General features: G+C 53.7%; 14 protein-coding genes. All 14 read right to left on the minus strand.

Features of this window, described 5'->3' with window-relative positions:
* Nucleotides 1–101: 101 nt before the first annotated feature.
* A complete protein-coding gene (locus LKD70_RS01925; protein ID WP_227706364.1) occupies nucleotides 102–518 on the minus strand; it encodes a putative ABC transporter permease in 417 nt (138 codons plus the stop codon).
* 93 nt (nucleotides 519–611) lie between these two features.
* Nucleotides 612–1,937, minus strand: a complete 1,326-nt coding sequence (locus LKD70_RS01930) for a replication-associated recombination protein A (RefSeq protein ID WP_227706365.1) — start codon at nucleotides 1,935–1,937, stop codon at nucleotides 612–614.
* A 167-nt stretch (nucleotides 1,938–2,104) separates the two neighbouring features.
* A complete protein-coding gene (locus LKD70_RS01935; RefSeq protein WP_227706366.1) occupies nucleotides 2,105–4,192 on the minus strand; it encodes a polyribonucleotide nucleotidyltransferase in 2,088 nt (695 codons plus the stop codon).
* Between the two features lie 268 nt (nucleotides 4,193–4,460).
* On the minus strand, nucleotides 4,461–4,727 hold the full coding sequence (gene rpsO, locus LKD70_RS01940) for a 30S ribosomal protein S15 (RefSeq protein WP_227706367.1): 267 nt from the start codon (nucleotides 4,725–4,727) through the stop codon (nucleotides 4,461–4,463).
* 132 nt (nucleotides 4,728–4,859) lie between these two features.
* Nucleotides 4,860–5,807, minus strand: a complete 948-nt coding sequence (locus LKD70_RS01945) for a bifunctional riboflavin kinase/FAD synthetase (protein ID WP_227706368.1) — start codon at nucleotides 5,805–5,807, stop codon at nucleotides 4,860–4,862.
* Nucleotides 5,808–5,911: 104 nt separating this feature from the next.
* Entirely contained in the window at nucleotides 5,912–6,901 is a 990-nt protein-coding gene (truB, locus tag LKD70_RS01950) for a tRNA pseudouridine(55) synthase TruB (protein ID WP_227706429.1), read from the minus strand.
* Nucleotides 6,901–7,881, minus strand: coding sequence for a DHH family phosphoesterase (locus tag LKD70_RS01955; protein WP_227706369.1), 981 nt, complete (start codon nucleotides 7,879–7,881; stop codon nucleotides 6,901–6,903). Before LKD70_RS01955 ends, truB begins: the two co-directional genes overlap by 1 nt.
* 1 nt (nucleotide 7,882) lies before the next feature.
* Nucleotides 7,883–8,257 carry a 30S ribosome-binding factor RbfA gene (gene rbfA, locus LKD70_RS01960; RefSeq protein WP_227706370.1) on the minus strand — a complete coding sequence of 125 codons (375 nt, stop codon included), beginning with the start codon at nucleotides 8,255–8,257 and terminating at the stop codon, nucleotides 7,883–7,885.
* Between the two features lie 69 nt (nucleotides 8,258–8,326).
* Nucleotides 8,327–11,257, minus strand: a complete 2,931-nt coding sequence (gene infB / locus LKD70_RS01965) for a translation initiation factor IF-2 (RefSeq protein WP_227706371.1) — start codon at nucleotides 11,255–11,257, stop codon at nucleotides 8,327–8,329.
* A 20-nt stretch (nucleotides 11,258–11,277) separates the two neighbouring features.
* Entirely contained in the window at nucleotides 11,278–11,601 is a 324-nt protein-coding gene (locus LKD70_RS01970; protein ID WP_407690878.1) for a L7Ae/L30e/S12e/Gadd45 family ribosomal protein, read from the minus strand.
* Nucleotides 11,585–11,860, minus strand: coding sequence for an RNase P modulator RnpM (gene rnpM / locus LKD70_RS01975; RefSeq protein WP_407690883.1), 276 nt, complete (start codon nucleotides 11,858–11,860; stop codon nucleotides 11,585–11,587). The genes LKD70_RS01970 and rnpM overlap by 17 nt, the downstream gene beginning before the upstream one ends.
* Nucleotides 11,861–11,895: 35 nt before the next feature.
* Entirely contained in the window at nucleotides 11,896–13,185 is a 1,290-nt protein-coding gene (nusA, locus tag LKD70_RS01980) for a transcription termination factor NusA (RefSeq protein ID WP_227706373.1), read from the minus strand.
* Between the two features lie 22 nt (nucleotides 13,186–13,207).
* Nucleotides 13,208–13,675 carry a ribosome maturation factor RimP gene (gene rimP, locus LKD70_RS01985; RefSeq protein ID WP_227706374.1) on the minus strand — a complete coding sequence of 156 codons (468 nt, stop codon included), beginning with the start codon at nucleotides 13,673–13,675 and terminating at the stop codon, nucleotides 13,208–13,210.
* Nucleotides 13,676–13,885: 210 nt separating this feature from the next.
* Nucleotides 13,886–16,129, minus strand: coding sequence for a DNA gyrase/topoisomerase IV subunit A (locus LKD70_RS01990; protein WP_227706375.1), 2,244 nt, complete (start codon nucleotides 16,127–16,129; stop codon nucleotides 13,886–13,888).
* Nucleotides 16,130–16,145: the final 16 nt, after the last annotated feature.

Here is a 16,145-nt window from a genome sequence, read left to right on the forward strand (position 1 = left end):
CACATTCTTACTCCTTTTCTTCCTTCTTCTGCCACTTTTCATCTGCTTTTTCTTCTGCTGGTGTATTATAGCATTTTTAAATTTTGTCTTCAACCGCTGAATCAGAGTACGCGGAAGACCGGTTTCTTCTCCCCGTACAGCCAGTGCAGCAGGTATCCGCTTAAGATGATTCCCAGAGCGCACAGCCCGGAAAACAGAATGGTAAAGGGAAGGCAGATCTGCCCCATAATCTGGAACGGCTGGTCTGCATAATCCCACACATTCCACCGCATAATCCGGTTCACGAAAATTCCCGTGATAAACTCTCCCGCAGTCACAAAAGCAGTACACCAGAGCACCTGTTTCCACATGGGCTCTCCCCACCCTGTCCATATTCCCTGCTGGGCAAAAAACACAAGGCAGACGCCGCCCAGGAAGAACATGGACCAGTGGGAAAATCCCCGCACCAGTACTTCAAACGTGTAATAGATCGATCCGCCCAGAGCCCACAGGAATAAGTATTCGCTCAGTTTCTTCAATATGATACCTCCTCATAATGATCCCTATCGGCTGTCATATAGGTATAGTCTGAGCCTGTCCCGGATATTTTATAAGTGGAATTTTTCTCAATCTTATTCCTCTTCCCGGGCTTCCCGAAACTTCCTGATCGCTTCCAGGCGCTTCGCCGTCTTTTTTTCATCCCCCTGTTCTGTCGGGTGATAGTAAGTCCTGTCTTTTAACCGTTCCGGCATACACTGCATATGCGTCAGTTTTTCCTCAGTGTCATGCGCATACTCATAGCCTTTCCCATATCCCAGCTCTTTCATAAGTCCGGTCGGGGCATTGCGGATCTGCATGGGAACCGGCTCCGCGGGCATACTGCGGACATCCTCTTTGCACAGCTCGCATGCTGTATAGAGTGCGTTGGACTTTGGCGCCATGGAGAGATACACGACCGCATGGGTCAGGTGAACATCACACTCCGGCATTCCGAGGAAATGGCACGCCTGATATGCCGCCACCGCAACCTGCAGCGCATTGCTGTCCGCCATCCCCACGTCCTCGCTTGCGAAACGGATCAGTCTTCTCGCAATATAGAGGGGATTCTCGCCCCCTTCCAGCATCCGCATCATCCAGTAGATGGCTGCGTCCGGATCGCTGTTCCGCATGGATTTGTGGAGGGCGGAGATCAGATTATAGTGTTCTTCCCCGCTCTTGTCATAGAGAAGCGACTTTCTGCTGATGCACTGGGACAGTCCTTCCTCTGTCACAGTGATGCCGGACGCACTGATCTCTCCGTTTAACACCGCCATCTCAAGCGTGTTCAGCGCACTTCTGGCGTCCCCGTCGGCAAACGCCGCGATGGCTCTTAAACTCTCCCGGGAGATCTGCACATTCTCGTTTCCGAATCCGGCCGGATTTCTGACCGCGTTCTCAAGAAGCTGAACAAGATTGTCCTCGGTGAGCGCTTTTAAGACAAACACCCGGCACCGGGAGAGAAGCGCCGCATTGATCTCAAAAGAAGGATTTTCCGTCGTCGCGCCGATCAGGATGATGCTTCCTTTCTCGACATACGGAAGGAAGGCATCCTGCTGTGCCTTGTTGAACCGGTGAATCTCATCGACAAAGAGTACGGTACGAAGCCCCACTCTCCTGCTTGCTTCCGCCCGGTTCATGACGTCCCGGATCTCCTTGATCCCGCTTGTCACCGCGCTGAAATTGATAAACTCGGATTTCGTCTGTCCGGCAATGATGCTGGCAAGCGTCGTCTTGCCCACTCCCGGAGGCCCCCAGAAGATCATGGAAGAGATCTGATCTTTCTCGATCAGTCTGCGCAGAATCTTCCCCGGCCCGAGCAGGTGCTCCTGTCCCACAAATCCGTCCAGCGTATCCGGCCTGAGCCGGCTCGCCAGCGGAGCCATGGCACGGCTGTTTCCGAATAAACTCATCTGTTCCATAACATCACCTCCCGGTCTGTATGGATTGGAAAAGAAAGACCACGCCGGAACCGCGCCGCACATTTCGCACCGGCAGAACTTCTGTCCCTGTCCGGCTCATGCAGCCGGAATTCCGGCGTGAATGATGTCTTTCCTATCTCTGATCTCTAACTTCTCTTGCTCATCTCTTACTCAGCCACATCTCTGATGCTGAAGCTGAATCTTCCCATTTTATCTTTTCCGAGGCAGACTGCCTTTACCACATCGCCGAGCGCGAGCACGTCTTCCACTTTGTTCACTCTCTGTTTTGCGATCTTTGAGATGTGAACGAGTCCTTCCTTGCCCGGAGCGAACTCGAGGAATGCGCCGAAGTCCTTGATGCTGACAACCTTTCCTTCAAATACCTGTCCGGCCTCGAACTCTGTCACAATGATGTGGATCAGCTTCGCAGCCTTCTCCATTGCCTCTTTCTCTGTGCCGCAGATCGATACGGATCCGTCGTCCTCGATATCAATCTTCACGCCGGTCTGCTCGATAATGGCGTTGATCGTCTTTCCTCTCTGTCCGACCACATCGCCGATCTTCTGCGGATCAATCTGCATCTGGATGATCTTCGGAGCGTACGGTCCGACTTCCGGACGCGGCTCTGCGATGGCCTTGTTCATCACTTCGTCGATGATGTATGTTCTCGCCTTCTTCGTCGCTGCGATAGCTTCCTCGATAATCGGTCTTGTCAGTCCGTGGATCTTGATATCCATCTGGATCGCCGTGATTCCCTTGTGTGTTCCGGCAACCTTAAAGTCCATGTCCCCGAAGAAATCTTCAAGTCCCTGGATATCGGTGAGCACAAGGTAGTCGTCGTCCGTCTCCCCTGTCACAAGTCCTGCGGAGATACCTGCAACCGCTGACTTGATCGGCACGCCTGCTGTCATAAGCGACATACTGGACGCGCACACACTCGCCTGGGATGTGGATCCGTTGGACTCAAATGTCTCGGATACCGTACGGATCGCATAGGGGAATTCCGCCTCGCTCGGGAGCACCGGAAGAAGGGCTCTCTCTGCAAGAGCACCGTGTCCGATCTCGCGGCGTCCCGGTCCTCTTGACGGCTTCGTCTCTCCTACGGAGTAGGACGGGAAATTGTAGTGGTGCATATATCTCTTGGATGTCTCCGCCTCGTCAAGTCCGTCCAGTCTCTGTGCCTCGGACAGCGGAGCCAGTGTCGTCACCGTACAGATCTGTGTCTGTCCTCTTGTGAACATTGCGGAACCGTGTACTCTCGGGATCAGGTCAACTTCCGCGGCAAGCGGACGGATCTGATCGATGGCGCGGCCGTCCGGACGCTTGTGGTCTTTTAAGATCATCTTGCGCACCGTCTTCTTCTGGTACTGGTATACCGCCTCGCCGAGCACATCCAGCCACTCTTCCTTCTCAGCGAACGCTTCTTCGAGCTTCTCTGTGATCTGACGGATGTTCTCTTCTCTTGTCTGCTTGTCATCTGTGAAAACCGCTTCCTCCATCGTTGCGGGCGGAACGATCTCCATAATCGCGTCGAACAGCTCCTGGGGAACCGCGCAGCTCTCATACTCATGTTTTTTCTTTCCGCACTCTGCCACAATGGTGTCGAAGAATGCGATTACTTTCTGGTTTAAGTCATGCGCCGCAAAGATCGCCTCGATCATCTTATCCTCCGGAACTTCGTTTGCCCCGGCCTCGATCATGATGACTTTTTCCTTTGTGGATGCGACGGTCAGCGCCAGATCGGAAACATCTCTCTGATCTGCCGTCGGGTTAAAGACGAACTCTCCGTCCACAAGTCCTACCTGCGTTGTGGAGATCGGCCCGTCAAAAGGAATGTCTGAAATACTTGTCGCGATAGAAGCGCCGAGCATTGCCGTAAGCTCCGGGCTGCAGTCCTGATCCACCGACATGACAAGGTTCTCAAGCGTCACATCGTTTCTGTAATCCTTCGGGAAGAGCGGACGCATGGGACGGTCAATGACACGGTCTGTCAGAATCGCGTTCTCGGACGCCTTTCCCTCTCTCTTGTTGAATCCGCCCGGGATCTTCCCGACCGCGTACATTCTCTCGTTATACTCTACACTCAGCGGGAAGAAATCAATCCCGTCTCTCGGCTTTTCAGATGCTGTAGCGGTACAGAGCACTGTCGTGTCGCCGTAGTGCATAAGAACCGCGCCGTTTGCCTGTTTTGCAACTCTGTCCACATCAACGCGCAGGGTGCGCCCTGCCAGTTCCATTTCATACTTTTTGTACATGGTTTTCTCCTTTTTCTTCAATCTGCTGCTTTGGACAGAAGTCTCCGAAACTACTGAAAAACCCGCAAAATCCGCATTTTTCTGCCGCTTTTGGCGAATCATCCGGCAAAAAGACGGATGGCTTGTGTGCTTTTCAGTGGTCTCGGCACTTATCTCTGTCCGCAATCTAAAATATTATATCATACCGGGATAAGATAGGCAATTACTTTTAGAAAAAACGGGACAGATCTCTCTGTCCCGCTTTCGTTCATTTCTGCTGAGATACGGACTATTTTCTGAGGCCGAGTCTCTCGATCAGTGAACGGTATCTTTCGATATCCATTTTCTTAAGGTATGCAAGAAGTCCTCTTCTCTGACCTACCATCTTAAGAAGTCCTCTTCTTGAGTGGTGATCCTTCGGGTTAGCCTTGAAGTGCTCTGTCAGCTCGTTGATTCTCGCTGTCAGGATAGCTACCTGTACTTCCGGAGATCCTGTATCTCCCTCGCTTCTTCCATACTCTTTGATGATTGCCTGTTTCTTTTCCTTTGCGATCATTTTCATTTCCTCCTTAAACTTTGTCAAACGCCTGATATTAAGTAATGGCCGGAGTAATCCGATTACCGAACATCGGCTTGTTTTGTGACCTGAAACAGTATAGCATACCGGACTGCTTCTGTAAAGAAAAACTTACAAATTCCCGTCCGGAAAAATTTCCTCTTTTGTTTCTCCGCTCAGTTCATCGCTCCAGCGGCGAAAATATTCCTCTCCGTACGCCTTGTCTTTTGTGACATGTTCTTTGAGCTCCTCCACAGAGCCGAATTTTGTCTCCGGCCGCTCGAACGCGCAGAAATGCGCTGTGATCTCTTTTCCGTAGGCGTTGCCCTCGTATCCGTAGACAAACACCTCCAGAAGCCGTCTCTGTTCATCCGTCACCGTGGGCTTTATGCCCGCGTTTCCAATGGCGCCGTACCATTTGCCGTCGATCTTTACCCGGCAGGCGTACACCCCGTACCGGGGCATGATCTTTCTCTTTTCCGGTTCGATGTTCATCGTCGGAAATCCGAGCGTGCGCCCGAGCTGATTGCCGTGCACAACGGTTCCGCTCATCCCGTAAGGATAGCCGAGAAGTGTCCGTGCCAGCTCAACGTCTCCCTGCATCAGTGCGTCTTTGATATATGTGCTGCTGATCACTGTCCCCCGGTAGCGCTCCTTCTCAATGACATCCAGCGTATAGCCGTACTGTTCCGAAAACTCCGCGAGCATCCGGACGTCGCCCCTCTTGCCGTGGCCGAAGCAGAAGTCCGTCCCGACGACAATATGGGCTGCATGGAGCTGTTCCGCAAGGACTTTCCGGATGAACTCTTCCGCCTCCATCTCCCGGACTTCCCGCGTAAACGGATACTCGATCAGACAGTCCACTTTTCCCTCCAGATGCTGCCGCCTCTCCTTATTTGTCATCAGAGAGTCCCGGCCCATATCAAAAGCGCACACTACGCTTTCGCAGTCATCGGACGCATACTCCCGGATCTTATCCACCAGCTTCTGGTGTCCCCGGTGAAGCCCGTCAAATTTTCCGAGCGTCACCGCCGTCTTTTTCTCTCCGTGATAGGATTCTATTCCTCTGTAATATCTCATGTCTGTCTCTTCCATCCTCTTTCCTGGCACATCAGCGTATCATTTCCGTGCAGTGCTCTTTCCTGCATCGCGGCCCAGTGCAGTTCTTCTCAGTACGGTTTCTCTCAGTGCAGCTCTTCCGGGTCGAGAAACATTTTGACCGGGCGGAACCTGTCCCTTCCGCTGCTCCGGTAAATGCCGATGAACCGTCCCTCTTCGTCATAAACCCGCACCTGACCGTCCGTGCAGTCTGCCTTCCCGCCGGAAGCAGTCTGTTTCCCGGACTGCATGGCTTCCCCGGCGGTCGCCTGTTCCCCCGGCTGCCGGATCTCCCCGGCGATGACCTGTTTTCCCGACAGCGGATTGCCGTTGTACGCCAGGGCGGCATACTGCTTCTTCACTGTGATCTTCGGAAGATCGGAGAACATCCCGTCCATGGGTGTAAGAATCTCGCAGAGTCTTCCGTCCTGAACCGCCCGCTCTACCTCAGAGAGCTTCCGGCTGTCCTCAAGGGCAAAGCGCTCCACCTTTGTGCGCAGAAGGCGCTCCATACATCCTCCGCACCCAAGCTTCTCCCCGATATCGCTGCAAAGCGTGCGGATGTACGTGCCTTTTGAGCAGTCCACCTCCATGCGGATGTGCGGAAGGCTTACTTCTTTGATCCGGATGTCGTATATCTTCACCCTGCGGCTCTTGCGCTCCACGGTCTTTCCCTCTCTCGCCAGCTCATAGAGTTTTTTCCCGTTCACCTTGAGAGCCGAGTACATGGGAGGGATCTGGTCATATTCTCCGATAAATTCCCGGATGCACGATATGACCGCCTCCTCCGCAACGGACGAAACGTCTCTTTCCTCGATCGTCTCTCCCGTGATATCCTGGGTGTCCGTTATGCGTCCCAGGAGGAGAACCGTCTCATATGTCTTGTCCTTGTCTGTGAGCATCCCGCACACTTTTGTGGCGCGGCCCAGACAGACAGGAAGCACCCCCTCCGCATCCGGATCAAGGGTGCCTGTGTGTCCGATTTTCTTCTGCCCGACAATGCGCCGCAGACGGGCGACAACGTCGTGAGAAGTATATCCTTTTTCCTTGTATATATTCAGGATGCCGTTTACCATCACGCGTCCCTTTCTTCCTGCGCCTGCTTTAACTGGATGGCGATCCGTCCCGTGATGTTGTTGATCACGTCGTGGCTTGATCCCTTCATGGTGACGCCGGCCGCTCTCGCGTGTCCTCCGCCTCCGAAATATTTCGCCACCTGGCTTACATCCACGATGCCTTTGGAGCGCAGGCTAACTTTATATTTCTGCGGCTCGGTCTCGTGAAGGAAGATCGCAACTTCCACGCCCTTTGTCAGCCGCAGCTGGCTTACAATTCCCTCCAGATCGGACGGCTGTGCCTGGAAAAACTCCATGGATCTTCTGCGGATCACGGAGACGATGCACTGCTTATCCATGATCAGCATGCTCTCCAGAAGCGCCCGCCCGAGAATCTGGTTCTGTATGTAAGTCTTTTCATAGTACGTCTTGTCAATGATCTCGCTGGAATTGATTCCCTTGCGCATCAGTTCCGCGGCGATCTCCATCGTCTCAGGTGATGTACAGGAATACTGGAAAACTCCGGTATCATGGGCGATTCCCATGTAGAGGGCCTCCGCGCACGCCTTTGATATCTTCTCCCTGTCAAGAAGGGTGAACACAAGCTCCGATGTGGAACTTGCATCCGGAACGATATAATTGATATCCGCAAACGCCTCGTTGCTCACATGGTGATCGATGCACAGTGTCTCTTTCGCACTCTCAAACAGAGGCATGGAAAAACCCAGTCTCTGCGCGTCGCCGCAGTCCAGGCAGATAAACAGGTCGTAGGGCTCCCCTTCCGGCAGCTCTGTTCTCACCCGGTCCGTCCCCTGGATCAGCGTATACGCATCGGGAATCGTTTCGAGGTAAACGTGAGTCTCCACATCCGGATACTGTTCCTCAAGGTAGAGAAAAAGTCCCAGACAGGAACCCACACAGTCGCCGTCCGGGCGGACATGACCGCCCAGAGCGACTTTCTTTTTCCCCTTCAGTACATCGTCTAACACAATTCTGTTCATTTTATTCCTCAGCTCCATTATCCATGTCCCGGGTCACTTCATCGATCTTTCTGCTGATGTTCACTCCGTATTCAATGGACTGATCCACGATAAATCTGATCTCCGGGGTGTTCCGAAGGTTGACCGTGCGTGCGAGCTCTCTGCGGATATAACCTTCCGCACTCTGAAGACCTTTTAACGTATCCTGCTGTGCCTTTGCATCGCCGAGCACACTGATATACGCTTTGCATGTCTTCAGATCCGGCGCCACTTCCACGGCAACCACGGAAGTCATCGGTGCCACCCGCGGGTCTTTGATGCCTTCTCTTATGATATTGCTCAGCTCCCGCTGAACCTCTGCGTTGACCCGCGTATTTTTTATGCTGTTCTTTCTCATTTTATTTCAAGCTCCTTTGGGCTGTTATTTTACAGCCGCCCGGCCGCGCTCTGGCAGCGCAGGCGCCTGCTATTTTCTCTCAGCCTCTACCATCTTGTAGGCTTCCACATTGTCGCCTTCCTTGATGTCATTATAGTTCTGGAATACGAAACCGCACTCGTAGCCGGCTCTTACTTCCTTCACATCGTCCTTGAAGCGCTTTAAGGATGCCAGCGGTCCGTCGAACATGACGATGCCGTCGCGGATCAGACGGACAGAGCAGTTTCTCTCGAAAATACCGTCCTGAACATACGCTCCCGCGATCGTTCCGACGCCGGACGCCTTGAATGTCTGGCGCACTTCCGCGTGGCCCAGTATCTTCTCCTCGAATACCGGATCGAGCATCCCCTTCATGGCTGCCTCCACATCCTCGATGGCGTTGTAGATGACGCGGTAAAGTCTTAAATCCACGCCCTCTCTCTCCGCAATATCCTTTGCGGTCGCATCCGGACGCACGTTGAATCCGATGATAATCGCATTGGATGCGGACGCCAGGATCACGTCGGATTCGTTGATCGCGCCCACGCCTCCGTGGATGATCTTGATTACGACCTCGTCGTTGGAGAGTTTTAAGAGGCTCTGCTTGATTGCCTCCACAGATCCCTGTACGTCTGCTTTCACGACAATGTTGAGTTCCTTTAAGTTACCCTCCTGGATCTGGTTGAACAGGTCGTCAAGGGACATTCTCGACTTCGTCTCGTCAAGCAGCTTCACCTTGTTCTGTGCGATGAATGTATCCGCGAAGTTTCTCGCCTCTTTCTCCGAGTCGCATCCCACGAACACTTCTCCCGCGTTGGGAACGTCGTTGAGTCCGAGGATCTCTACCGGCTGGGACGGCCCCGCCTCCTTGACTCTTCTCCCCCGGTCATCCATCATGGCGCGGACACGTCCGTGTGCGCTTCCCGCCGCGATGGCGTCTCCAACGTGGAGTGTTCCCTTCTGTACGAGAACTGTCGCCACAGATCCCTTGCCCTTGTCGAGCTCTGCCTCGATCACAAGACCTCTTGCCGCACGGTTCGGGTTCGCCTTAAGCTCCATCACCTCTGCGGTCAGAAGGATCATCTCGAGAAGTTCCGGAATACCTTCCTTCGTGTGTGCGGATACCGGTACGAATACCGTGCTGCCGCCCCAGTCTTCGGGGATCAACTCATACTCGGTGAGTTCCTGTTTTACTCTCTCCACGTTAGCGCCCGGTTTGTCGATCTTGTTGATGGCAACAATGATCTCCACTCCCGCCGCTTTCGCGTGGTTGATGGCCTCAATCGTCTGCGGCATCACGCCGTCGTCCGCTGCAACTACGAGAATTGCGATGTCCGTCGAGCTGGCGCCGCGCATACGCATCGCCGTAAACGCCTCATGTCCCGGTGTGTCAAGGAAGGTGATCTTCTCTCCGTTCACCTCAACGACATAGGCTCCGATATGCTGTGTGATTCCGCCTGCCTCGCGGTCCGTTACGTTCGTGTGTCTGATAGCGTCCAGAAGGGACGTCTTTCCGTGGTCAACGTGTCCCATGACACAGACAACCGGCGGGCGCTTCACCATAAGGCTTTCGTCCTCCTCATCCTCTTTTAAGAGTTCCTCGATCACGTCCACGACTTCCTCTTTCTCGCAGAGCACGTCGAACTCAAGAGCGATCTCTTCCGCTGTGTCGTAGTCGATCTCCTGGTTTACTGTCACTACCTTTCCCTGAAGGAAAAGCTTCTTGACGATCACCGAAGGAACGACTTTCATCTTGTCGGCAAGCTCTTTGATTGTGAGAACTTCCGGAATAACGATCTGTTTGATCTTCTCTTCCTTCTTCTCCTCCTGCTTCGGCTGCGGCTTCTTCGCCTCTGTCACCTGTTTCTGCTTTCTTCCCTTCTTGCCTTTGCCCTCGAACGCTTCATCTCTGTATTCCTTCTTCTTGTTGTCGCGCTCTTTATCCTTTGCCTTGTTTCTCTGGCTCTTCTGCTGTTCCACCATGGAAGATCCCATGTCATCCCTGCGGGTATCGCGTCTGTCGCCGCGCGGTCCTACTCCCCGCTGGTCTCTTCCATCTCTTCCGTCTCTTCCGTCACGTCCGCCTCTCTCCGGGCGTCCTCCCTGACGGCCGCCAAAGGAACGGTCTCCCTGTCCCGGGCGGTCTCCTCTTGCAGGACGGTCTCCTGCGGGACGGCCTCCTCTTTCGCCTCTTTCGCCGCGGTCACTGCGCTCCCCGCGCTCTCCGCGGAACGGGCGGTCTGAGAAGCTGCGGCCTCCCTGCGGTCTCTCGCCCCGTTCGCCTCTCTCCGGACGGTCCGCGTGTACCGGGCGCTCTGATGATCTCTCCGGACGGTCCGCGTGTACCGGACGATCTCCGCTTCTCTCCGGGCGGACCGGATGCGCTCCTGCGCTGCCCGGTCTGCTCTCAGCTGCCGGGCGGGTTCCCTGTGCCGGTCTCTCGGCTCTTGGCATGCGCTCTCCTGCCGGTCTGTTCTCTGCGGCCGGACGGGTTCCCGGTACCGGACGTGCTCCTGCCGGTATGGTGCGTCCTCCCTGGGCGGGTCTCTCCTGATGAACCGGACGCGCTCCCGCCGGTTTTCCTTCCCCTGCCTGACGGCCTCCCTGGGCCGGGCGGGCCTGCCCCTGTCCCGGGCGGGCATTTCTCTGCGCCGGACGGTTTCCCTGAATCCGGCTGCTGTTCTTGGAATTCTGCGGGCGGATTACAAAGGCAAGATTTTTCTTCTTCGGAGCCGCATTCTCCTGCGCCTCGCCCTGTTCTGTCTTCTCTGCACTCTCCGGCCCGTTCTCATGTGTATCTTTCGGCGCCTGCTGTTTTGTCTGCGAAGACGCCGCTTCTCTTCTGATTTCCTCAGCCACGCTGTCCTCCAGTGTGCTCATATGGTTCTTTACCTCCACATTTTTCTTCTGTAAAATCTCCAGCAGTTCCCTGTTGTCTATGCCCAGCTCTTTCGCCAGCTCATGTACCCTCATTTTCGTCATATCACTACCTCCTTATGCATTCAAGATCCGCTCATACTGCTGTCAAGCTCTTTTTGAATTCCGCCTGCAAATCCTTCGTCCAATATTGCCAGAGATGCACGGAATTCTTTTCCCATTGCATGCCCTAAGGTATCTTTATCTCCGTAAATATAAATTGGAACTCTGTAAAATTCACACATATTCTGAAACTTTTTCTTTGTGTTTTCCGATGCGTCCGAGGCCACGATCACAAGAGCCGCCCTCCCGGACTTCGTCTCGCTCTCGGTCTTCGCCTCTCCGCTTACGCACCTTCCGGCTCTCACTGCAAGCCCGATCAGAGACAGGACCTTATCCCTCTTTCTCAATCTCGCCCATCTCCTTTTCCAGTCTTTCATACACATCGGCAGGGATTTCCTGCTTAAACGACCGCTCAAGCCCCCGGCTTTTAACCGCCATCCGGAAACATCCGACGGAGCGGCAGATATAAGCGCCCCGGCCGTTTTTCTTTCCTCCGGCGTCCACCTCGAACTCCCCGCTCTCTGTGCGGAGGATGCGCATCAGTTCTTTCTTCGGCTTCATCTCGCCGCATCCCACGCATTTCCGCATGGGAATCTTTTTCTTCACTGCCAAACAACCCACTCCTTCAGATTCTGATCTGTCTATTCGTTTCCGTCCGTCTCGATGAACTCAAACTCTTCTGTGTCCTCTTCTCCGGCCGGTTCCTCATACGCCGCATCTTCTTCGTATGCGCCGTCGTAGTTTTCGTCATAATTTTCTTCGTATCCGTCGCCGTAAGCTCCGTCAAATTCCTCGAATTCACCGTCCTCCGTATACTCCTCGTCGAAGTCTCCGGTGTATCCTTCCTCACCCATGAGACCCATCTGCTCCATGTAGTTCTCCGGAAGGTCGCCCGCCTCGATGGCCTGAGTCTCGCTCTTGATGTCGATCTTGTATCCGGTCAGCCGGGCTGCAAGTCTTGCGTTCTGTCCCTCTTTTCCGATGGCAAGGGAAAGCTGGTAGTCCGGAACAATGACGCTTGCGATCTTCTCCTCCGGATCCGCCATAACGGAAATGACTTTCGCCGGGCTTAACGCGTTCTCGATCAGGAGCGCCGGGTTTTCATCCCAGTTGATGATGTCGATCTTCTCGCCTCTTAACTCCTGAACGACCGCGTTGACTCTCGCGCCGTTCATTCCCACGCAGGCTCCCACCGGATCCACATTCGGATCGTTGGACCAGACAGCCATCTTCGTCCTTGATCCCGCTTCCCTGGCGATGCTTTTGATCTCCACGGTTCCGTCTCTTACCTCAGCCACTTCCGCTTCAAAGAGGCGCTTCACCAGTTCCGGATGGGTACGGGACACGAGGATCTTCGGTCCCTTCGGCGTGTTCTTCACTTCCACCACGTAGAGCTTAATGCGCTCCGTAGGTTTAAACGTCTCGCCTTTCACCTGCTCGTTTTCCGTGAGCATGGCGTCGGCTCTTCCCAGGTTGATGCTGATATTCTTTCCTACATAGCGCTGAACAATACCTGTCACGATATCCTTCTCTTTCTCAAAGTACTGGTCGAACACAACTTTCCGCTCTTCTTCTCTGATCTTCTGAAGGATGAGGTTCTTCGCATTCTGTGTGGCGATCCGCCCGAACTCCTTGGAGTGAACCGGGATCTGCGCCACATCGCCGATCTGAAGTGCGGAGTCGATCTGCTCTGCTTCCTCGAGACTGATCTCGAGAGCCGGCTCCTCCACCTCTTCCACAACTTTCTTCTCCGCGTAAACCGCATAGTCGCATGTCTCACGGTCCATGATCACCTTGATGTTCTCCGCCGTTCCGAAATGGTTCTTACAGGCGCTGATCAGCGAATTTTCAATAGCGTCCATCATGACGTCCCTGCTGATGTTTTTCTCCTTCTCCAGAATTGTCAAAGCTTCCATTAATTCTGTGTTCATTCTTGCTTTCCTCCTAATATAATTAAAAATCCAAAGCCAGACGGATCAGCGCAATGTCTGAGCGTTCAAATGTCTGTTCTGTCTCATCCTCATACCCGATCGTCACGGTGTTCTCATCGTATCTCAGAAGAATTCCGACGAATTCTTTCTGTCTGTCAACCGCCCGGTAAGTCCTTATCTCCACTTCCTCACCGATGCTCCTCTTAAAATCTTTCTCTTTTTTGAGCGGTCTCCCGAGTCCCGGAGAGCTGACCTCAAAAACATAGGAATCCGCGATATAGTCTTTCTCGTCAAGGATATCGGAAAACTCCCGGCTCACCGCCTCACAGTCGTCCACCGTGATTCCTCCCGGCTTATCAATGTAAGCTCTCAGGTACCAGGTTCCCCCTTCCTTTACATACTCCACATCAACCAGCTCAAATCCCAGCCTGTCGACAATCGGCGTCAGGAGCTCTTCTGTCTTCTGTTCGTAATCTTCTTTTCTGGACACGCTATACTTCCTTTCTTATTCAAAGCCCCGCCAGATGCCGCTGTCATCCTCCTGCAGATGCACTGCAACAAAGAAGAGTGAACTTTCGTTCACTCTTCTGCCGGGTTCCTTATGTAACTATTGTGTAGTATACCACTGTTTTCCTGCGATTGCAAGGGGGTTTTCGGCAAACTTCCGGGATTTTTCAGGGATTTTCAGCCGTTTCGGGACCTATCCTCTGTATTTCGTCCCCACTCCGTCACGTTTTGCCTGTTTTAAGCGGTTGAGCGTGACTTCTTTTTCATTATAGAGGATCTTCGTCTCCGTCCCCTCCTCGAAGAGCCACACGTTTTCCAGTTCGTCCTTCTTCTGAAGCCGGATGCCTCTCACACCTACGGCAGCCTTCTTCTTCACCGGGACTTCCGCCGCGGCAAATTTGAGGAAATAGCCGTTTCGCGTCTGGAGCACAACATTTAAGTTGTCTGTAATCACCCGGACGGCGATGAGGGAATCCCCTTCCTGGAGCTTCGTCGCCGCAATGGTCCGCTTGGACACCTGGAACTCGCTCCCCTCCACTTTTTTCACCATACCCTGAGCTGTGGCGAAAAGAAGCATGGCGAAACGCATCTGTTCTGAATCGCAGACCATGATGATCTGCTCATCGCTGCTTGTATAGTTGCTCACATTGTCGATGGGCGTTCCCTTGTCCCGGAACCTTCCATATGGAAGATCCTGCACCCTTACCTGATGCATCCGCCCCGTATCGGTAAAGAGACAGAGCTTTCCGGTGTTCATGCAGTGGACCACATACCGGTTCTCATGGTCCGCAGCCTCCCTGTTTCTCTCATAGACCGCAGGATCTACGGTTTTCGCATATCCGAACCGGTCCATGAGGAAGACAACCTCCTGCTCCTCAATCTTCTTCTCCTCGAACACGGCTTCCTCCGCGTTCTCTATAGCCGTGCGGCGTTTTCTGCCGAACTCTTTTTTATACCCGTCCAGTTCCTCCATGATCACCCCTGCCATGGAGTCATAATTGTTCAGGATATCCTCGTAGCGGGCGATATTCTGAAGCGTCTGCTCATGTTCTGCGCGGAGCGCCTCGATCTCAAGACCGATCAGGCGGTACAGTCTCATCTCCAGGATTGCGGTGGCCTGCCGCTCGGTAAACCGGAGCATGGCCGCCATCTTTTTGGAAATGTTTGACTTGAATTTAATATTGTCCGTCACGCCGTTTACAAGACACGCCCGGGCGTCTTTTACCGACTTGCTTCCCCGGAGGATCTCGATAATCAGGTCGATCACATCGCACGCCTTAATCAGTCCTTCCTGAACTTCGCTCTTCTCCCGTTCTTTTGCGAGCAGTGTGTTGTATTTTCTCGTAGCAAGCTCAAACTGGAAGTCCACATGGTGCTCGATGATCTTCTTAAGTCCCAGCGTCTCCGGACGCCCGTCGGCCACGGCAAGCATATTGACGCCGAAGGTGTCCTCAAGCCGCGTCTTCTTGTAGAGCATGTTTTTTAAGTTCTCCACGTCCGCGCCCTTTTTCAGTTCCAGGACGATCCGGATTCCCTCTTTGGAAGACTGGTTCGAGATATCCACGATATCCGTCGTCTTCTTCGTCTCCACAAGCGCTGCCACATCGTTTAGGAACTTTCCGATGCCGGTTCCGATCATGGTGTAGGGGATCTCGCTGATGACGAGCTGTTTCTTCCCGCCTTTTAATTCCTCCACTTCCACCTTTCCGCGGATGCGGATCTTTCCCTGTCCGGTCTCATAGATCTCCGGCAGGTCGTCCTTGTTGACAACGATACCTCCTGTGGGGAAGTCCGGCCCCTTGATGTATTTCATGAGCTGCTTCGTGCTGACGGCGTCGTTTTTCATATATGCCTTCACCGCGTCGATAACTTCACCCAGGTTGTGCGTCGGGATGCTCGTGGCCATTCCCACCGCGATTCCCTCCGCGCCGTTTACGAGCAGATTCGGCACGCGCACAGGAAGCACCAGCGGCTCTTTCTCCGTCTCGTCGAAGTTGGGGCCGAAATCCACGATATCCTTGTCCAGGTCTCCCAGACACACTTCCTGGGTAAACTTCGTAAGACGCGCCTCGGTGTAACGCATGGCGGCCGCGCCGTCCCCCTCGATGGAGCCGAAGTTTCCGTGGCCGTCCACAAGGATCTGGCCTTTCTTAAAGTCCTGGGCCATGACCACAAGCGCCTCGTAGATGGAACTGTCCCCGTGGGGGTGATATTTACCCATCGTATCTCCCACGATACGGGCGCACTTCCTGTACGGCCGGTCATAGCGGATGCCGAGCTCGTACATATCGTAGAGGGTGCGCCTCTGCACCGGCTTGAGCCCGTCTCTGACGTCCGGCAGAGCCCTGGCAATGATTACGCTCATGGCATAATCGATATATGATTTTTTCATAAGGTCCGAATACTCGGTCCTTATGATCTGTGATTCACTGTTCATGTTCTGTCTCCTTTAT

Source organism: Ruminococcus turbiniformis (assembly GCF_020687545.1).
GTDB lineage: Bacteria > Bacillota > Clostridia > Lachnospirales > Lachnospiraceae > Mediterraneibacter > Mediterraneibacter turbiniformis.